Source organism: Variovorax sp. RKNM96 (assembly GCF_017161115.1).
Classification (GTDB): domain Bacteria; phylum Pseudomonadota; class Gammaproteobacteria; order Burkholderiales; family Burkholderiaceae_C; genus Variovorax.
This window is the reverse complement of the sequence record NZ_CP046508.1, coordinates 2165784-2183947: the sequence shown is the minus strand read 5'-3', so window position 1 is coordinate 2183947 and position 18164 is coordinate 2165784. Positions and strand designations below refer to the sequence as shown.

The following is an 18164-nucleotide window of genomic DNA, read 5'->3' as shown; positions in this document are numbered from 1 at the left end:
TCCGGATGGCGCGGCGGAGGAGCCGGGCCTCGCTTATTTCTACAACAGAAGGAGACAGAGGATGCAGAAACCCAAGCTGGTATTGAGCCTGATCGCGGGCGCCGCCCTGCTCACCGCATGCGGCGGTGGAAGTGACAGCAGTGGCACTTTCTTTCCGCCCGTGGCGGTCAACCCGCCGGCACAGCCGCCGGCCGAGGCACCGGTGGACCCCGAGGTGCTCGCAGCGCAGCCGAAGCTGTCGAACAAGCCGATGGACGACATCGTGCGGGAGAACCTGCTGCCCACCATCGACCGCCTGTTCGAACAAGTGCGCGCGCAAGGCATCAAGACCGTGATCCAGGGACAGGAAGTGTTCGCGCCCACGAGCGGCGACAAGTTCCTTCCCGGCAAGGTCGCCATCGGTTTCTCCTACCTGCTGCTGAACACCCCGCCCTCGGACCCGAAGTACCAGACCTACCTGGACGGCTACCGCGAGATCGCGGACATCACGATCGACTCGACCAACGACAGCTGGGGCATCTACTACTACATGTCGGCGCTGTGGAAGCTCAAGAAGGCGGGCCTCCTGGACGGCCCGAGCCCCGCGATCAACGCCGGCACGCTCGACAAGCTCAAGACCAAGCTCGACTGGCGCGCCTTCGTCAACCCGGCCGACTATTCGCTGATCAACCTGCCCACCAACTACTACGGCGTGGCCTTCAGCATCGCGCGACTGCGCTACCTCATGGGCTGGGAAGGCCCCGAGGCCAGCGAGGCGCTGCTGCAGAAGATGATCAACCACTACAAGACCTTCTCTGCCTTCGGTTTCTCCGACGAGACCGACGGCAGCGGGCGCTTCGACCGCTACAGCATCTTGCTGATCGGCGAGATCATGCAGCGGCTCATCGAGACCGGCATGACGGTCTCGGCCGAGGACGAGGCCTCGCTCAAGGGGTGGCTGCGCCAGTCGGTGGACGTGATCAAGGCCAGGCTCAACCCGGCCGGCAACGGCGTGGATTTCGGCCGCAGCCTCGCAGGCTACGCCGACACGGCTTTTGCCGAAGTGCTCTCGGCCGCCGAGCACGAGAACGTGCTCACCGCCGAGGAGAAAGACATCGCCTACGCCTTCGCCACGCGCGTCACGGCCAAATACGTGGAGTTTTGGTACGACGCCGAGGCGGGCTCGCTCAACATGTGGAACAAGGGCCGGCGGGTGGACAGCTACCGCGGCATTGCGCGCATCCTGGGCGAGAACCTGAGCCTGTCGCATCAGCTCATCTACACCAACAACCTGTGGAAGAGCGCGGGCTATGCGCAGAAACCGCCGGTGTCGACGCAGACCTTTCTCGCCTACCTCGACAAGCTGCCGCGCTCGACGCTCACGAAGTTCGCCGGCTTCGACGGCCAGCCTGCCACCTACGACCGCGGCCTGGTGACCTACCGCGACGGCTTGCGCGTGATCAGCCTCCCGGTGGTGAACGGCGCAGCGACCTACCACCGCACCAACCCGTACTTCGCGGTGCCTTTCTCGTACAACATGCTCTCGGGCGTGGCCGATACGCGCTGGCCGCAGCTGCAGCCGCAATTCACTTTCGTGAATGCCGGCACGCCGCAGGTGCTGATTCCCGCGTCGTACCAGAAGAACCTCAAGATGCTCGAGGCAGGCAAGGTGCTGACAGTGAACTACGAGCAGGACGCGATGGACCGCGTGGCTGGCACCAGCAGCGGCGGCAGTCCGTTCAAGGACGCGCGCATCACCTCGTCGACCGCCTACACCTTCGAGCCGGGCCGGATCACCCGCGTGGACACCTACACGCCCACGGGCACGCTCGACATCGGCAAGGTCGAGATGGAGTTCGGCTCCTATTCCGATGGCGTGACAGCGCTCAGTGGCAACAAGTTCAGCTACGCCAACGGTGACGTGCAGGGCTTCGAGGTCGAAGGCCTGCAGGACTGCGCACCGGTCGACGTGAGCGCCGACAAGGACTACAACACGCCCACCGGCGCGCTCAAGACCAGCATCCGCTGCAGCGCGCCGGCATTCAGCTTCGCCACGCCGCTCACCATCAAGTGGGTGCTGAAGTACCGATCGCCCAGCGTGGCATCCATATCGCCGCGCTGATCGTTTTTACGACTCTCATCAACGGAACCCTCATGGAAGACCTCAAGGACAAGACCGCGCTCGTCACCGGTGCCAGCACCGGCATCGGCGCGGCGGTGGCCATCGCCTTCGCCGCGCGCGGCATGCGCGTGGCGGTGCACTACAACAGCTCGGCCGATGCTGCGAACCAGGTGGTCGCGACCATCCGCGCCGCGGGCGGCACCGCCTTCGCGGTGAAGGCTGACGTGCGCGACACCGGCGCGATCCGCGACTGCGTGAAGAAGACGGCCGCCGAGTTCGGCCGCATCGACGTGCTGGTGAACAACGCGGGCAGCCTGGTCAAGCGCGTGCCCATCGCCGAGTTCGACGACGCGCTGTTCGACGAGGTGATGCACATCAACGCGCGCTCGGTGCTCGCGTTCTGCCGTGAGGTGGTTCCCCTGATGCGCAATCAGGGCAGCGGCAACATCATCAACGTGACTTCGGTCGCGGCGCGCACCGGCGGCGGGCCGGCCGCGTACCTGTACGCGGGCTCCAAGGGCTTCGTGAGCACCGCGACGCACGGCCTGGCCAAGGAACTGGTGGGCGACAAGATCCGCGTGAACGCGGTCGCGCCGGGCGTGATCCAGACGCCCTTCCAGGACCGCTTCTCGACGCCCGCGATGCTGGAGAACTTCCGCGCGAGCATTCCGATGGGACGCATCGGCGAGCCCGAGGAATGCGTGGGCGCGTTTCTTTACCTGGCGTCGGAACAGCTCTCGGGCTATGTGACGGGCCAGGTCATCGAGGTGAATGGCGGGCAGTACATGCCCTGACATTTTTTTGGAGAAGCGCCGCCGTCACAGGGGCGCTCGTGGATCAGATCAACAACGGAGACAAGAGACATCATGAAAAGAAGCACATTCCTTCGCGGCCTCGCCACCTTCTCGGCCACGGCCAGCCTCTCGCTCGGACTGGCCTCGACGGCCTCGGCGCAGGCAGCCAACGACTTCCCGAACCGCACGATCGAGTTGCTGGTTCCCTACCAGCCGGGCGGCGGCACCGACGGCCTCGCGCGCGCTTTCTCGGAAGCCAGCCGCAAGCACATCTCGCAGAGCATCGTGATCGTCAACCGCCCCGGTGCGGGCGGCGCCATCGGCTGGACCGAGGTGATCAACGCCAAGCCCGACGGCTACAAGCTCGCAGTGCTCACGGTCGAGTTGCTCACGCTGCCGCACCTGGGTCTGGCCAAATTCAACTACGACGACTTCCAGCCGATCGCGCAGCTCAACGCCGACCCGGCCGCGATCACCGTGAAGGCGGATGCGCCGTGGAACACCATCGAGGAATTCCTCGCCGCCGCGAAGAAGTCGCCCGAAGGCATCCGCGTGGGCAACTCGGGCAACGGCTCGATCTGGCACCTCGCGGCCGCGGCGCTGGAAGACAAGACCGGCACGAAGTTCGGCCACATCCCGTTCCAGGGTGCGGCGCCTGCGGTGCTCGCTCTCTTGGGCGGCCACATCGAAGCCGTGGCGGTGAGCCCGGCCGAAGTGACGACGCATGTGCAGGGCGGCAAGCTCAAGGTGCTGATGGTGATGGCCGACAAGCGCGTGAAGGGCTTCGAGAAAGTGCCCACCGCCAAGGAGCGCGGCATCGACCTGTCGATCGGCACCTGGCGCGGCCTCGGCGCGCCGAAGAACACGCCGCCCGAAGTGATGGCCAAGTTGCGCGAGATCACTGCGAAGACGGCAGCCGAGCCGCTGATGCACGAGGTGATGGACAAGCAGAACCTGGGCTACGTCTACACCGATGGCGCGGCGTTCAAGGAGACGCTGGCCAAGGACAACGCCTACTTCAAGGCGCTGATCACCAAGCTCAACATCAAGCCATGACCGGGCCATCGGAGACAAGAGACATGCAACGCCGCACACTGATCCGAACCGCCCTCGCCTCTTCGCTTGCGACGGCCCTGCCCGCCTTCGCGCAGAGCGGCAACACCTGGCCCACGGGCAAGGCCATCACCTACCTCGTGCCTTTTCCCGCGGGCGGCACCACCGACGTGCTGGGCCGGCTGATCGGACAGAAGCTGGGCACGGTGCTCGGCACGAGCGTGATCATCGACAACAAGGGCGGTGCCGGCGGCAGCGTGGGCTCGGAGATCGGCGCGCGCGCCGCGCCCGATGGCTTCACGCTGGTGGGCGGCACGATCAGCTCGCACGCGATCAACGTGAGCCTGTATCCCAAGATCGGCTACGACCCGCAGAAGTCGTTCGCACCTGTGACGCTGATCGGCACCAACCCTGTCGTGCTGGTGGTGAACCAGGCGAGCCCGTACAAGACGCTCAAGGACGTGCTCGATGCGAGCAAGGCCAAGTCGGGCGGGCTCTCGTCGGCCTCGGCGGGCACGGGCACATCGCAGCACCTGGCGCTGGAACTGCTGGCCTTCAAGTCGGGCGTGAAGTTCACGCACATCCCGTACAAGGGCAGCGGCCCGGCGATCCAGGACGCGATCGGCGGGCAGGTCGACATGATGTTCGACACGACCGTGGTCGCGGGCCCGCACATCCAGAGCGGCAAGCTGCGCGCCATTGCCGTCACGTCGGCCAAGCGCCTGGCTTCGATGCCCGATGTGCCGACGGTGGCCGAGTCGGGCATCGAAGGGCTGAAGGATTTCGAGGTGGTGTCGTGGCAGGCGATCTTCGTGCCCGCGGGCACGCCGACACCGGTCGTCGAGCGGCTGCACACCGAGATCCGCAAGATCCTCGCGACGCCCGAGATGCAGGACAAGCTCAAGGGCTTCGGCATGGAGCCCACCGACCTGTCGACCGCGCAGATCGCCGCGTTCCAGAAGGCCGAAGTGGAGAAGTGGGCCGCGGTGATCAAGGCGGCCGGCATCAAGGCGGAGTAGTTCGCCGCCCGGCGCGCACCAACGCAAAACCAAGGGAAGCCTCCTACGCCCCGCGTGGAAGGCGCTTTATAGAATGCCCCTCCGATCCGCATTCGAGGCTTCCCCCAACGTGTCCGACCGCTCCGCAGTTCTGCCCCAATACCTGTTCCCCAAGCAGGCCCTGACCAATTTCGCCGGCTGGGTCGCGGGGAAGGAACGCGGTGCCGTCACGACATGGATCATTCGCCGCTTCGTCGCCAAGTACGGCGTGAACATGGGCGAGGCGCTCGAGTCCGACATCGAGCACTACAAAAGCTTTAACCAGTTCTTCACGCGCGCGCTCAAGCCCGGCATGCGGCCGCTCGCGCAGGCCGACTTGGTGTGCCCCGTGGATGGCGCCATCAGCCAGTTCGGCGCGATCGAGGGCGACCAGATCTTCCAGGCCAAGGGCCACAACTACACGACCACCGCGCTGGTCGGCGGCGACGCCGCGCTGGCCGCGAAGTTCGCGCACGGCAGCTTCGCCACGCTCTACCTGAGCCCCAAGGACTACCACCGCATCCACATGCCGTGCGACGGGCGCCTCGTGCGCATGATCCACGTGCCCGGCGATCTGTTCTCGGTGAACCCGACCACCGCGCGCGGCGTGCCGGGACTCTTCGCGCGCAACGAGCGCGTGGTGTGCGTCTTCGAATCGGCGCGCGGGCCGTTCGTGCTGGTGCTCGTGGGCGCCACCATCGTGGGCAGCATGGCCACCGTGTGGCACGGCGTGGTCAATCCGCCGCGCGTGGGCGAGCTGCGCGAGTGGCACTACAACGACCAGCAGATCGACATCAAGAAGGGCGACGAGATGGGCCGTTTCTTGCTCGGCTCCACCGTCGTCATGCTGTTCCCGGCGCCCGCGCTGGCGTTCAACCCCGACTGGTCGCCTACCCGCGCGATCCGTCTGGGCGAAGCCATGGCCGACTACACGAATTTGTGAGGCTTTGTCTCACAACCCGCATGCAGCATGCCCTTACAGCTATAAAACTAGTAGCATCCACATCGTTTGCGCTATAGTCGCCGGCCAGCAGGACGGTCCGTAACCAATCACAAACAAGAGCGCGCGGCATCGGTCTCCCACAGGCCCGCAGCCCGCCCAGCTTCGAGGAGATGATGTCGATGAGTACCAAGGAAAACGCAGCCGTCAGCCAGTTGCTCGCACTGCTCGAGGCCCGCTATGCGCTGCGCGTGCTCTGGGCCCTGCGCGACGGTCATGCCCAGACCTTCCGCCTGCTGCAGGACAGCGTGGGCGGCATCACTCCCAACACCCTCAACACCCGCATCAAGGAACTGCGCGAGGCCGGCATCGTGAGCCACGGCAGCGACGGGTATTGCCTCACCCTCAGCGGGCAGGACCTGCTCAAGCGGCTGTCCGACCTGCAGGCCTTTGCCGGCAAATGGCAGCTGGGCCAGCTCAAGAAAGCAGCCGCACCGGCTGCCACAGCGGCCGCTGCGCCAGCCGCACCTGTCACGCCTCCAGCCCCTTCTTCGCCACCTCCCCCGCACCCTGCGCCGCCCACCGATACGACGAGCTGAGCAGGTCGCCATCTGGCATCGGTAAACTTCGCGCCTTCGATCCAATTCACCATTCATCGACGCAAGGAGCGTTTTCCCATGCCTACCACCCCCTCCGGCCTCCAGTACGAAGACACCGAAGTCGGCACCGGCGCCGAAGCCAAGGCTGGCCAGCACGTGCATGTGCACTACACCGGCTGGCTCTACAACGACGGCGTGCAAGGCGCCAAGTTCGATTCGAGCCGCGACCGCAACGACCCCTTCGCGTTCTCGCTGGGCGCCGGCCAGGTCATCAAGGGCTGGGACGAAGGCGTCGCCGGCATGAAGATCGGCGGCAAGCGCACGCTGATCATTCCCGCATCGCTGGGCTATGGCGCCCGCGGCGCCGGTGGCGTGATTCCCCCCAACGCCACCCTGAAGTTCGACGTCGAACTGCTCGACGCGCACTGATCGCTCCCGAGCCTAGACTTGGCACAGAGGCCCGATTTCGGGCCTTTTTCATGCCCCAACGGCCTCTTTTTCCGCATTTTTTCGCTTGAAATGCCTCTGGCCAGCCCCAAGTGGCTGGCTATCGTTTGTTTTCCGGCGCATGCCGTTCTTTGAAAAATGTCTGACCCGCAACAATCCGCACAGAATTCGCAAATGCTGCAAGGCGAGCCCAGTCCCGAAGAACTGGAGGCCGCGCAGGCCGCCAATGAAGCCGACGCATTGGCCGCGGCGCAAGGCGAGCTGGCAGCGCTGCAGGCCAAGAACGCCGAATTGGCCGATCAATACCTGCGCGCCCAGGCCGACGTTCAAAACGCCCGCCGCCGCGCCGACGACGAAATCACCAAGGCCCGCAAATTCGCGGTCGAGGCCTTTGCCGAAAGCCTGCTGCCGGTGACCGACAGCCTCGAAGCGGGCCTGGCCATCAAGGACGCCACCCCCGAGCAGATCCGCGAAGGCGCCGAAGCCACGCTGCGCCAGTTGAAGAGCGCGCTCGAACGCAACAAGGTGATCGAAGTGGCCCCGGCCGCCGGCACCAAGTTCGATCCGCACCAGCACCAAGCCATCTCGGTGGTGCCCGCGCCCGAGCAGGAACCCAACACCGTGGTGAGCGTGCTCCAGAAGGGCTACACCATCAACGAGCGCGTGCTGCGCCCGGCGCTGGTGACGGTCAGCGCACCGAAGTAAGCGGCAGAGCAGCACACAAGATTCCCACAGGAAATCCCCGCTCCGTCCCTTGAATCGAGCTGGGTTATCCACAAGTTCATAACAACATATTTTTCAGGCTTTCAGGAGTAAAGAACATGGCAAAGATCATCGGCATCGACCTCGGCACCACCAACTCGTGCGTGTCGATCATGGAAGGCAACACCACGCGTGTGATCGAGAACTCGGAAGGTGCCCGCACCACGCCGTCGATCGTCGCGTACCAGGAAGACGGTGAAGTCTTGGTCGGTGCCTCGGCCAAGCGCCAGGCCGTCACCAACCCCAAGAACACGCTGTACGCGATCAAGCGTTTGATCGGCCGCAAGTTCGAGGAAAAGGAAGTGCAGAAGGACATCGACCTGATGCCCTACACCATCGCCAAGGCCGACAACGGCGACGCATGGGTCGAAGTGCGCGGCAAGAAGATGGCCCCGCAGCAAGTCAGCGCCGACATCCTGCGCAAGATGAAGAAGACCGCCGAAGACTACCTCGGCGAACCGGTGACCGAAGCCGTGATCACGGTGCCGGCCTACTTCAACGACGCCCAGCGCCAGGCCACCAAGGACGCCGGCCGCATCGCGGGCCTGGACGTCAAGCGCATCATCAACGAGCCCACCGCTGCGGCCCTGGCCTTCGGCCTGGACAAGCAGGACAAGGCCGATCGCAAGATCGCCGTGTATGACCTGGGTGGCGGTACCTTCGACGTGTCGATCATCGAGATTGCCGACGTGGACGGCGAGAAGCAGTTCGAAGTGCTGTCGACCAACGGCGACACGTTCCTGGGCGGCGAAGACTTCGACCAGCGCATCATCGACTACATCATTGCCGAGTTCAAAAAGGAACAGGGCGTCGACCTGAGCAAGGACGTGCTCGCTCTGCAGCGCCTGAAGGAAGCCGCTGAAAAGGCCAAGATCGAACTGTCGAACAGCGCGCAGACCGACATCAACCTGCCCTACATCACGGCCGATGCCTCGGGTCCGAAGCACCTGAACATCAAGCTCACCCGCGCCAAGCTGGAGAGCCTGGTCGACGAGCTGGTCGAGCGCACCATCGCCCCCTGCCGCCTGGCCATCAAGGATGCCGGCATCAGCGTGAGCGACATCAACGACGTGATCCTGGTCGGCGGCATGACCCGCATGCCCAAGGTGCAGGAAAAGGTGAAGGCCTTCTTCGGCAAGGAACCGCGCAAGGACGTGAACCCGGACGAAGCCGTGGCCGTCGGTGCCGCCATCCAGGGCCAAGTGCTCTCGGGCGACCGCAAGGACGTGCTGCTGCTGGACGTGACCCCGCTGTCGCTGGGCATCGAGACCATGGGCGGCGTGATGACCAAGATGATCACGAAGAACACCACGATTCCGACGAAGTTCGCGCAGACCTTCTCGACCGCCGAGGACAACCAGCCGGCCGTGACGATCAAGGTGTTCCAGGGCGAGCGCGACATCGCCTCGGGCAACAAGGCGCTGGGCGAGTTCAACCTCGAAGGCATTCCGCCGGCAGCGCGCGGCACGCCGCAGATCGAGGTGAGCTTCGACATCGACGCCAACGGCATCCTGCACGTGGGCGCCAAGGACAAGGGCACCGGCAAGGAAAACAAGATCACCATCAAGGCGAACTCGGGCCTCTCCGAAGACGAGATCCAGAAGATGGTGAAGGACGCCGAACTCAACGCCGAAGACGACAAGAAGAAGCTCGAGATCGTGCAGGCCCGCAACCAGGGCGAGGCCATGGTGCACAGCGTGAAGAAGTCGCTGGGCGAACATGGTGCGAGCCTGGAAGCCGCCGAGAAGGAAGCGATCGAAGCCGCGATCAAGGACGTCGAGGAAGCCCTCAAGGGCGAAGACAAGACCGTGATCGAGGAAAAGACCAACACGCTGATGACGGCAAGCCAGAAGCTCGGCGAGAAGATGTACGCGGAATCGCAGGCTGCGGCAGGCGCCTCGGCAGCGAGCGGCCCGGCTGGCGCGGAAGCTGCTGCGCACGCGCAGGCCGACGACAACGTGGTCGACGCCGAAGTCAAGGAAGTCAAGAAGGGCTGATCCACAGCCGCTTGACCAAGGCTGGATCACCCTGCGGGGTGCTCCAGCCTTTCTCGCTTCAAGTCACCCGAGTTCCCGCTGTCTCCCGAGCCCCCTGATCGACCTGCCATGGCCACCAAACGCGACTACTACGAAACCCTCGGCGTCCCCAAGAACGCCAGCGAGGAAGAAATCAAGAAGGCTTATCGCAAGCTTGCGATGAAGCACCACCCCGACCGCAACCACGGCGACACCAGCAAGGACGCCGAGGCCAAGTTCAAGGAGGTGAAGGAGGCCTACGAAATGCTGTCCGACGGCCAGAAGCGTGCGGCCTACGACCAGTACGGCCATGCCGGCGTCGACCCCAACATGCGCGGCGGCCCGGGCGCGGAAGGCTTCGGCGGCTTCGCGGAAGCTTTCGGCGACATCTTCGGCGACGTGTTCGGCGGAGCGCGCGGCGGCCGCCAGAGCGGCGGGCGCCAGGTGTTCCGCGGCAGCGACCTGAGCTACGCGATGGAAGTCACGCTCGAGGAAGCGGCCGAGGGCAAGGAAGCCCAGATCCGCATTCCGAGCTGGGACAACTGCGACACCTGCAAGGGCTCGGGCGCCAAGCCCGGCACCAAGCCGATCACCTGCACCACCTGCCACGGCGCGGGCGCGGTGCAGATGCGCCAGGGCTTCTTCAGCGTGCAGCAGACCTGCCCCACCTGCCACGGCAGCGGCAAGATCATTCCCGAGCCCTGCACCGTGTGCCATGGCCAGGGCAAGATCAAGAACAACAAGACGCTCGAGGTGAAGATCCCGGCCGGCATCGACGACGGCATGCGCATCCGCAGCACCGGCAACGGCGAGCCGGGCACCAACGGCGGGCCTCCGGGCGATCTCTACATCGAGATCCGGCTGAAGAAGCACGAACTCTTCGAGCGCGACGGCGACGACCTGCACTGCGTGGTGCCGGTCAGCGTGACCACGGCCGCGCTCGGCGGCGAGATCAGCGTGCCGACGCTCAAGGGCGCGGCCGCCATCGACATTCCCGACGGCACGCAGAGCGGCAAGCAGTTCCGCCTGCGCGGCAAGGGCATCAAGGGCGTGCGCTCGAGCTATCCGGGCGACCTGTATTGCCACGTGCGCGTCGAGACGCCGGTGAAGCTCACCGAACACCAGCGCAAGCTGCTCAAGGAACTCGACGAGTCGCTCAAGAAGGGCGGCGACAAGCACAGCCCCACCGACAAGGGCTGGTTCGACAAGGCCAAGGAATTTTTCAGCTGACTTGAGAGGCCCTCCCGCCGGGCACCAAAGACGTGCGGGAATGTTCGAGGCCCTGAGCCTCTGCGTGCACCGGTTGCAGCAGGGCCTCGGGGCTTTTCTTCGTCTGTAACACGCGTTCCCATCCCGCTTGGCGGATGCGGCGCGACGCGGCGCCGGAACGCCGTGTCTCCTCGGACTGGTGCACTCTGAGCCGCGAGACTGCCCCGGAGCACACGGGCGGTGCGCCTCGCACCACTGCGGCCCTTGCCACCCGGAATCTGCGCTCGCATCCCACGCGTACATGAGCCAATCGCCTAGCCCAAGGTGGCGTGATGATTGCTTTTAGATATTTTTTGGATGTGCAATAAACCAAACGACAGATCGCGCGTTATTGCAGGGAGACGTATGTTTTTATTGAGCTACAGCGCCCAATAGGCACCGTGTTCCCGGGAAAACACCAATACCGTTCGATATAGGCATTTCACCCGGAGAGAATTGCGCGAGACGAGCCTTTTAATTTAACTGAAATTTGAAAACTAGTTCCGGCTTTTTTCAGGAACTTTACGTGCCAGTAGGGTTCGCAATAAATAAAAGATTTGCCGGGTTCAATCTTTGCTTTATCCTGATTGTTAGCAGAATGTTGTAGGGGAGTTTTCCACCGCGTGCAGCGGGGCGGGCACCTTTTAAATGGCGCGCATTGCCTTTGCTGCAGGCCTCGGGGCCAAAAGCCCCACTGACCTGATGGAGGCGTGACCATGGATGTGATCAGCAACTTTGCCGCCCGCTACGAGCGCACCCGCGAGGAGGTGATCTCCCTGCAGGAATACCTGGATATCTGCAAGCGCGATTCCACCGCCTACGCCACCGCCTCCGAGCGCATGCTCAAGGCCATTGGCGAGCCCGAGCTGGTCGATACGCGCAACGACCCCCGGCTTTCGCGCATCTTCGCCAACAAGGTCATCAAGATCTATCCGGCGTTCAAGGAGTTCTACGGCATGGAGGACGCCATCGAACAGGTGGTGTCCTATTTCCGCCACGCCGCCCAGGGGCTGGAAGAAAAGAAGCAAATCCTTTACCTGCTGGGTCCGGTCGGCGGCGGCAAGAGTTCGATCGCGGAGCGCCTGAAGCAGCTCATGGAGCACGTGCCCTTCTATGCGATCCACGGTTCGCCGGTGAACGAATCCCCCCTGGGGCTCTTCGACACCCTGGAAGACGGCGAGATCCTTGAAAAGGAATACGGCATTCCGCGCCGTTACCTGAATCGAATTCTCTCGCCCTGGGCCGTCAAGCGCCTGGAGGAATACGGCGGCGACATCCGCCAGTTCAAGGTGGTCAAGCGCTTCCCCTCGGTGCTCAGGCAGATCGCGGTCGCCAAGACCGAGCCGGGCGACGAGAACAACCAGGACATCTCCTCGCTGGTCGGCAAGGTCGATATCCGCAAGCTCGAGACCTATGCCCAGGACGACCCGGACGCCTACGCCTACTCCGGGGGCCTGTGCCTGGCCAACCAGGGCCTGCTGGAGTTCGTGGAAATGTTCAAGGCGCCCATCAAGGTGCTGCACCCGCTGCTCACGGCCACGCAGGAGAGCAACTTCAAGGGCACCGAAGGCTTCGGCGCCATCCCCTTCGACGGCATCGTGCTCGCGCACAGCAACGAGAGCGAGTGGAAGGCCTTCCGCAACAACAAGAACAACGAGGCTTTCCTCGACCGGATCTACATCGTCAAGGTGCCCTACTGCCTGCGCGCCTCGGAAGAAATCAAGATCTACGAGAAGCTGGTGCGCAACTCGTCGCTGGCCCAGGCGCCCTGCGCGCCCGGCACCTTGCGCATGATGGCGCAGCTCTCGGTGCTCACGCGCCTGAAGGAACCCGAGAACTCCAGCACCTTCAGCAAGATGCAGGTGTACGACGGCGAGAACCTCAAGGACACCGATCCCAAGGCCAAGTCGATCCAGGAGTACCGCGACTACGCGGGCGTCGACGAAGGCATGAGCGGCGTCTCCACCCGCTTTGCCTTCAAGATCATCTCGAAGGTCTTCAACTTCGACAGCTCCGAAGTCGCCGCCAACCCGGTGCACCTGATGTACGTGCTCGAGCAGCAGATCGAGCGCGAGCAGTTCGCCCCCGAGGTCGAGCAGAAGTACATCAGCTACATCAAGGAGCTCCTGGCGCCGCGCTATGCCGAGTTCATCGGCAAGGAGATCCAGACCGCGTACCTGGAGAGCTACAGCGAGTACGGACAGAACATCTTCGACCGCTACGTCACCTACGCCGACTACTGGATCCAGGACCAGGAGTTCCGCGACGTGGACACCGGCGAAGTGTTCGACCGCGCCTCGCTCAACGGTGAGCTCGAGAAGATCGAGCGCCCCGCCGGCATCGGCAATCCGAAGGACTTCCGCAACGAGATCGTCAACTTCGTGCTGCGTGCGCGGGCCGGCAACGCGGGGCGCAACCCGGCGTGGACCAGCTACGAGAAGCTGCGCGCGGTGATCGAGAAGAAGATGTTCTCCAACACCGAAGAGCTCCTGCCGGTGATCAGCTTCAACACCAAGAGCAGCGCCGACGAGCAGAAGAAGCACGAGGACTTCGTCACGCGCATGGTCGAGAAAGGCTACACCGCCAAGCAGGTGCGCCTGCTCTGCGAGTGGTACCTGCGCGTGCGCAAGAGTTCATAACGACGAGCCTTCATTCGTTCTCTTCTTTGCAAGGAGCTTTGACACCATCGTGGCCATCCTGCAGCAGATCATCGACCGCCGGCTATCGGGCAAGAACAAGTCCATTGGCAACCGCGAGCGCTTTCTCCGGCGCTACAAGGGGCAGATCCAGGAGGCGGTGCGGCGCGCAGTCAGCGGCCGCAACATCCGCGAACTGGAGCAAGGCGAAGACGTGACCCTGCCGCGCCACGATGTGTCCGAACCGGTGTTCGGACATGCCCGTGGCGGCGACCGCGAGTACGTGCACCCGGGCAACCAGGAGTACCTGAAAGGCGACCGCATCGCCCGCCCTGATGGCCAGGGCGGCGGCGGCTCCGGGAGTGGCGAAGCGAGCGACAGCGGTGAAGGCGAGGACGACTTCGTCTTCCGCCTCACGCGCGAAGAATTCATGCGCGTGTTCTTCGACGACCTCGCACTGCCGCACCTAATCCGCACCCAGATCGCCGACGTACCCGAGTGGAAGAGCCACCGCGCCGGCTTCACGAGCGACGGCTCGCCCAACAACCTGCACGTGGTGCGCTCGATGCGCGGAGCGCTGGCGCGCCGCATCGCGCTGGGCGGCGAACCGCGCAAGGAACTCAAGCGCCTCGAAGCGCACCTGCTGCACCTGAAGGCGCATCCGCAGGCCACGACGGCGCTGATCGAGAAGGAGATCCGCGAGACCGAGGAACTCATCGCCGAGCTGCGCCGCACCATGCGGCACGTGCCCTACATCGACCCCATCGACCTGCGCTACCGCAATCGCGTGAAGACGCCGGTGCCCAGCGCCAAGGCCGTGATGTTCTGCCTCATGGACGTGTCGGGCTCGATGGACGAGGCGCGCAAGGACATGGCCAAGCGCTTCTTCATGCTGCTCTACATGTTCCTCACTCGGCACTACGAGACCATCGACCTCGTGTTCCTGCGCCACCACACGCAGGCGCAGGAAGTGACCGAGGAAGAATTCTTCCACGCCACCGAGACCGGCGGCACCGTGGTCTCGAGCGCGCTGGTGCTGATGGACGAGATCATCAAGGCGCGCTACCCGAGCGGCGAATGGAATGTCTACGGCGCGCAGGCCAGCGACGGCGACAACTGGCACCAGGACAGCGGCCGCTGCCGCGAGCTGCTGGTCAACGACATCCTGCCGGTGGTGCGCTACTACGCCTACGTGCAGGTGGCCGAGACCGAGCAGAACCTGTGGCAGGAATACGCGCAGCTCGAGGGCGTGCAGCCCAACTTCGCGATGCGCAAGGTGTCCGACGCCCAGGACATCTACCCCGTGTTCCGCGACCTGTTCAAGAAGGAAGGGGTCACCTCATGAACACCACCGCCACCGACCGCCCGCCCTCGGGCCCAAAGCTGGAGCGCCTGCCCAGCCCCTCGGACTGGACCTTCGAGCTCATCGAGACCTACCACACCGAGATCGCCAAGACCGCCAAGGGTTTCGGCCTGGACACCTACCCCAACCAACTCGAGGTGATCACCGCCGAGCAGATGATGGATGCCTACGCCAGCGTGGGCATGCCGATGATCTACCGCCACTGGTCGTACGGCAAACAGTTCATCGCCACCGAGAAGAACTACAAGCGCGGCCACATGGGCCTGGCCTACGAGATCGTCATCAACTCCGATCCGTGCATCGCCTACCTGATGGAAGAAAACACCATGGCCATGCAGGCCCTGGTGATTGCGCACGCGGCCTATGGCCACAACAGCTTCTTCAAGGGCAACTACCTGTTCCGGATGTGGACCGATGCGTCGTCCATCATCGACTACCTCGTCTATGCGCGCCACTACATCGCCGAGTGCGAGGAGCGGCACGGCCTCGATGCGGTCGAAGAACTGCTCGACTCCTGCCATGCGCTGATGAACTACGGCGTCGACCGCTATCGCCGTCCGCAGAAGCGCTCGCTCGCGCAGGAGAGCGTGCAGCGCGCCGACCGCGAGCGCCACATGCAGCAGCAGGTGAACGACCTCTGGCGCACGCTGCCCAAGCGCGCCGAACAAGCGGCCGAATCCGACGCCACGCGGCGCTTTCCCTCGGAGCCGCAGGAGAACCTGCTCTATTTCATCGAGAAGAACGCCGCGCTGCTCGAACCCTGGCAGCGCGAGGTAGTGCGCATCGTGCGCAAGATCGCGCAGTACTTCTATCCGCAACGCCAGACGCAGGTGATGAACGAAGGCTGGGCCACCTTCTGGCACTACACGCTGCTCAACACGATGTACGAGCGCGGCCAGCTGGCCGACGGCTTCATGATGGAGTGGCTCAGCTCGCACACGGGCGTGATCTTCCAGCCGCCGGTGGGCCACCGCGCCTACAGCGGCATCAACCCCTATGCGCTGGGCTTCGCGATGTTCACCGAGCTGCGCCGCATCTGCGAGAAGCCCACCGAGGAAGACCGCCGCTGGTTCCCCGACTTCGCCGGCAGCGACTGGGTCAAGACGCTCGACTACGCGATGCGCAACTTCAAGGACGAAAGCTTCATCGGCCAGTTCCTGAGCCCGAAGACGATGCGCGATTTCCGCCTGTTCTCCATTCGCGACTTCCAGAGTGAAGCCGAGCTCGAGGTCTCCGCCATCCACGACGACAGCGGCTACCAGTCGCTGCGCGAATCCCTCTCACGCCAGTACGACATCAGCAGCCGCGAGCCGGACATCCAGGTGTGGAGCGTGGCCACGCGCGGCGACCGCTCGTTGACGCTGCGGCACACGCAGCGCAACAACCTGCCGCTGCATGACGGGGCGGAAGAAGTGCTCAAGCATGTCGCCCGGCTGTGGGGTTTCGACGTGCACCTCGAAAGCATCGACAGCGCGGGGCGCATCAGCCGGAGTTGGAAGGCTTCGGCGCCGAAGCAACTCTACTGAACCCCGGCTCTTCGCGTTGGCTTGTTGGTGCGTGACGTGCGTCATCAGGGCATCGCTCACGCCGCCGATGTGCGGAGCGAAGCGAATGTCCCCCGTTCGCTTATGCTGCTCTGCCTCGGGGGACCTATGAACTACGCAATCGCAAGCAGTGCAGCCTTCCTTCTCGCGGGCGCAGTCGGTGCGACGGAGCCAAGCCATGGCGCTCAGTTTTCAGGAAGCGAACCCGCAGCGAGGAGGAGCGTTTGTGAATACAAGAGCCGCGATTGGTCAACCATGCGCGAAAAGCTCATGGCCGTTTCCCAGTTTCGCGGCGCGAACGACGCCAACGTGCAGAAGATTGCCAGGAACGCAATCGCTGGGATGCCGAATTTTTCGATTGGAAGATTCGAGCTCCAATATGCTCACTACAAGTCTGGCGAGCCGGTGCTCAATCAGAGCGTATGTTTCGTGAAGACCGCCACATTCGAGGCGACCAACAACGAGGGAAACGACGTCACCTACAAGTGCAAGGCCAGCTTCGACGTCAAAGGAAAGGTACTTTCCGTTTCCTGCACGGTTGCCGCTGGATGAAGGGACCCGGTGCAGCTCTCACTCTCGCTTGTTCGTTCATGTCGTCTCAAAACTTGAAGCCTGCGGGCTTCCTGGGTCCAGGCGGACCCGGATAGTTGGGGACATAGGCATCGCCATTGCTGATGACCAGACGAACCTCGTCGTTGGGCAGGAAGTGCACGTTCATCGTCGATCCGGTCCGGTCATAGCGGTCGATCGGGACGGTCTTCTCGTGCCACGCCTTGTTCAGTGGTCCCTTCGGATCGGAGTTGCTCGTGCTCCAGCGGACGACCGCAGTCAGGCCGGGTGTCCATTTGGGCGGATACATGATGCAGCAGACGAAGCTGCCACCGCCCCCATAGGCGTATGAGTTTGCACCGAACTGCCCGTTGACCCAGTACCTGTGAATGTAGTTCGGCGTGTGGTTGTAAGCACTCAGATTCGCCGAGGCCATGGCGGGCTCGGCGACTTTGGCGTTCACGTTCGCGCTGCCGGATTCGGCTTGAACGCAACCCGCCATGAAGACCCCCACGACCAGCCATGTGATTGTTGTGCGCATGCCCATGATTCTCGTGGCAGATCTCGCGCCAGCGCAATGACAACCCGGCAACCCGGTAAGTGCGCGAAGCCCGGCAGCGAGCCTAGGGAACCAGCGCGGCAATCGCCAGCGTGTAGCCCTTGACGCCCAGTCCCACGATGATCCCGCGCGCCGCAGGCGAGATGTAGGACTTGTGGCGGAACTCCTCCCGCGCATGCACGTTCGAGATGTGCAGCTCGATCAGCGGCACGCTCGCCCCCTTGATCGCATCGTGCAGCGCGATCGAGGTGTGGGTGTAGGCGCCAGGGTTCATCACCACGCCGAGCATGTGGCCGGCCGCCACTTCGCGGCCCGCTTCCTGGATCCAGTCGACCAGCACGCCTTCGTGGTTCGACTGGCGGCATTCGATCTCGACGCCGAGCTTCGCGCCCGTTTCCTTGCACAGGCGCTCGACATCGGCCAGCGTGTCGCGTCCGTATTGCTCGGGCTCGCGCGTGCCGAGCAGGTTGAGGTTGGGGCCGTTGAGGACGAGGATTTTCTTCATGATGGATCAGGC

General features: G+C 63.9%; 16 protein-coding genes. 14 read left to right on the top strand and 2 right to left on the bottom strand.

What is annotated here, in order from left to right:
• Positions 1-61 precede the first annotated feature (61 nt).
• The 14 genes from GNX71_RS09960 (at position 62) to GNX71_RS09895 (ending at position 17091) form a co-directional block, all read left to right on the top strand.
• Positions 62-2101 carry a hypothetical protein gene (locus GNX71_RS09960; protein ID WP_206178166.1) on the top strand — a complete coding sequence of 680 codons (2040 nt, stop codon included), beginning with the start codon at positions 62-64 and terminating at the stop codon, positions 2099-2101.
• Between the two features lie 32 nt (positions 2102-2133).
• On the top strand, positions 2134-2895 hold the full coding sequence (locus tag GNX71_RS09955; RefSeq protein ID WP_206178165.1) for a glucose 1-dehydrogenase: 762 nt from the start codon (positions 2134-2136) through the stop codon (positions 2893-2895).
• Between the two features lie 72 nt (positions 2896-2967).
• Positions 2968-3951: a tripartite tricarboxylate transporter substrate binding protein gene (locus tag GNX71_RS09950; RefSeq protein WP_206178164.1), complete on the top strand. Its 984-nt coding sequence runs from the start codon at positions 2968-2970 to the stop codon at positions 3949-3951.
• Between the two features lie 23 nt (positions 3952-3974).
• Positions 3975-4967 carry a tripartite tricarboxylate transporter substrate binding protein gene (locus GNX71_RS09945; RefSeq protein ID WP_206178163.1) on the top strand — a complete coding sequence of 331 codons (993 nt, stop codon included), beginning with the start codon at positions 3975-3977 and terminating at the stop codon, positions 4965-4967.
• Between the two features lie 109 nt (positions 4968-5076).
• The gene (asd, locus tag GNX71_RS09940; RefSeq protein WP_206179404.1) at positions 5077-5928 is read left to right on the top strand and encodes an archaetidylserine decarboxylase; all 852 of its coding nucleotides are present in this window, start codon (positions 5077-5079) and stop codon (positions 5926-5928) included.
• 179 nt (positions 5929-6107) lie between these two features.
• The gene (locus GNX71_RS09935) at positions 6108-6524 is read left to right on the top strand and encodes a winged helix-turn-helix transcriptional regulator (protein WP_206178162.1); all 417 of its coding nucleotides are present in this window, start codon (positions 6108-6110) and stop codon (positions 6522-6524) included.
• 78 nt (positions 6525-6602) lie between these two features.
• Entirely contained in the window at positions 6603-6953 is a 351-nt protein-coding gene (locus tag GNX71_RS09930; protein ID WP_013540334.1) for an FKBP-type peptidyl-prolyl cis-trans isomerase, read from the top strand.
• Between the two features lie 156 nt (positions 6954-7109).
• Entirely contained in the window at positions 7110-7676 is a 567-nt protein-coding gene (grpE, locus tag GNX71_RS09925; RefSeq protein ID WP_206178161.1) for a nucleotide exchange factor GrpE, read from the top strand.
• Between the two features lie 116 nt (positions 7677-7792).
• Complete coding sequence (gene dnaK / locus GNX71_RS09920) at positions 7793-9730, top strand: molecular chaperone DnaK (RefSeq protein WP_206178160.1); 1938 nt, start codon at positions 7793-7795, stop codon at positions 9728-9730.
• Between the two features lie 108 nt (positions 9731-9838).
• Positions 9839-10978 (top strand): molecular chaperone DnaJ, encoded by a 1140-nt coding sequence (gene dnaJ / locus GNX71_RS09915; protein WP_042578582.1) that lies wholly within the window; start codon positions 9839-9841, stop codon positions 10976-10978.
• A 734-nt stretch (positions 10979-11712) separates the two neighbouring features.
• Entirely contained in the window at positions 11713-13635 is a 1923-nt protein-coding gene (locus GNX71_RS09910) for a PrkA family serine protein kinase (protein ID WP_206178159.1), read from the top strand.
• 49 nt (positions 13636-13684) lie between these two features.
• Entirely contained in the window at positions 13685-14977 is a 1293-nt protein-coding gene (locus GNX71_RS09905; protein WP_206178158.1) for a YeaH/YhbH family protein, read from the top strand.
• A complete protein-coding gene (locus tag GNX71_RS09900) occupies positions 14974-16521 on the top strand; it encodes a SpoVR family protein (RefSeq protein ID WP_206178157.1) in 1548 nt (515 codons plus the stop codon). Before GNX71_RS09905 ends, GNX71_RS09900 begins: the two co-directional genes overlap by 4 nt.
• A gap of 126 nt (positions 16522-16647) precedes the next feature.
• Positions 16648-17091 carry a hypothetical protein gene (locus GNX71_RS09895; protein WP_206178156.1) on the top strand — a complete coding sequence of 148 codons (444 nt, stop codon included), beginning with the start codon at positions 16648-16650 and terminating at the stop codon, positions 17089-17091.
• Positions 17092-17137: 46 nt separating this feature from the next.
• Here GNX71_RS09895 and GNX71_RS09890 read toward each other — a convergent pair whose 3' ends face one another.
• Positions 17138-17629, bottom strand: a complete 492-nt coding sequence (locus GNX71_RS09890; protein ID WP_206178155.1) for a DUF3304 domain-containing protein — start codon at positions 17627-17629, stop codon at positions 17138-17140.
• Positions 17630-17711: 82 nt separating this feature from the next.
• Entirely contained in the window at positions 17712-18152 is a 441-nt protein-coding gene (aroQ, locus tag GNX71_RS09885; protein ID WP_206178154.1) for a type II 3-dehydroquinate dehydratase, read from the bottom strand.
• Between the last annotated feature and the right edge of the window lie 12 nt (positions 18153-18164).

What these genes read in the sequence shown, in the direction of transcription:
- GNX71_RS09900 (WP_206178157.1), top strand. Translation starts at nt 14,974, where the DNA reads ATGAACACCACCGCCACCGACCGCCCGCCCTCGGGCCCAAAGCTGGAG.
- aroQ (WP_206178154.1), bottom strand. Translation starts at nt 18,152, where the DNA reads ATGAAGAAAATCCTCGTCCTCAACGGCCCCAACCTCAACCTGCTCGGC.
- dnaK (WP_206178160.1), top strand. Translation starts at nt 7,793, where the DNA reads ATGGCAAAGATCATCGGCATCGACCTCGGCACCACCAACTCGTGCGTG.
- GNX71_RS09935 (WP_206178162.1), top strand. Translation starts at nt 6,108, where the DNA reads ATGAGTACCAAGGAAAACGCAGCCGTCAGCCAGTTGCTCGCACTGCTC.
- GNX71_RS09960 (WP_206178166.1), top strand. Translation starts at nt 62, where the DNA reads ATGCAGAAACCCAAGCTGGTATTGAGCCTGATCGCGGGCGCCGCCCTG.
- dnaJ (WP_042578582.1), top strand. Translation starts at nt 9,839, where the DNA reads ATGGCCACCAAACGCGACTACTACGAAACCCTCGGCGTCCCCAAGAAC.
- GNX71_RS09890 (WP_206178155.1), bottom strand. Translation starts at nt 17,629, where the DNA reads ATGCGCACAACAATCACATGGCTGGTCGTGGGGGTCTTCATGGCGGGT.
- GNX71_RS09945 (WP_206178163.1), top strand. Translation starts at nt 3,975, where the DNA reads ATGCAACGCCGCACACTGATCCGAACCGCCCTCGCCTCTTCGCTTGCG.
- GNX71_RS09950 (WP_206178164.1), top strand. Translation starts at nt 2,968, where the DNA reads ATGAAAAGAAGCACATTCCTTCGCGGCCTCGCCACCTTCTCGGCCACG.
- GNX71_RS09895 (WP_206178156.1), top strand. Translation starts at nt 16,648, where the DNA reads ATGAACTACGCAATCGCAAGCAGTGCAGCCTTCCTTCTCGCGGGCGCA.
- GNX71_RS09930 (WP_013540334.1), top strand. Translation starts at nt 6,603, where the DNA reads ATGCCTACCACCCCCTCCGGCCTCCAGTACGAAGACACCGAAGTCGGC.
- GNX71_RS09955 (WP_206178165.1), top strand. Translation starts at nt 2,134, where the DNA reads ATGGAAGACCTCAAGGACAAGACCGCGCTCGTCACCGGTGCCAGCACC.
- GNX71_RS09910 (WP_206178159.1), top strand. Translation starts at nt 11,713, where the DNA reads ATGGATGTGATCAGCAACTTTGCCGCCCGCTACGAGCGCACCCGCGAG.
- grpE (WP_206178161.1), top strand. Translation starts at nt 7,110, where the DNA reads ATGTCTGACCCGCAACAATCCGCACAGAATTCGCAAATGCTGCAAGGC.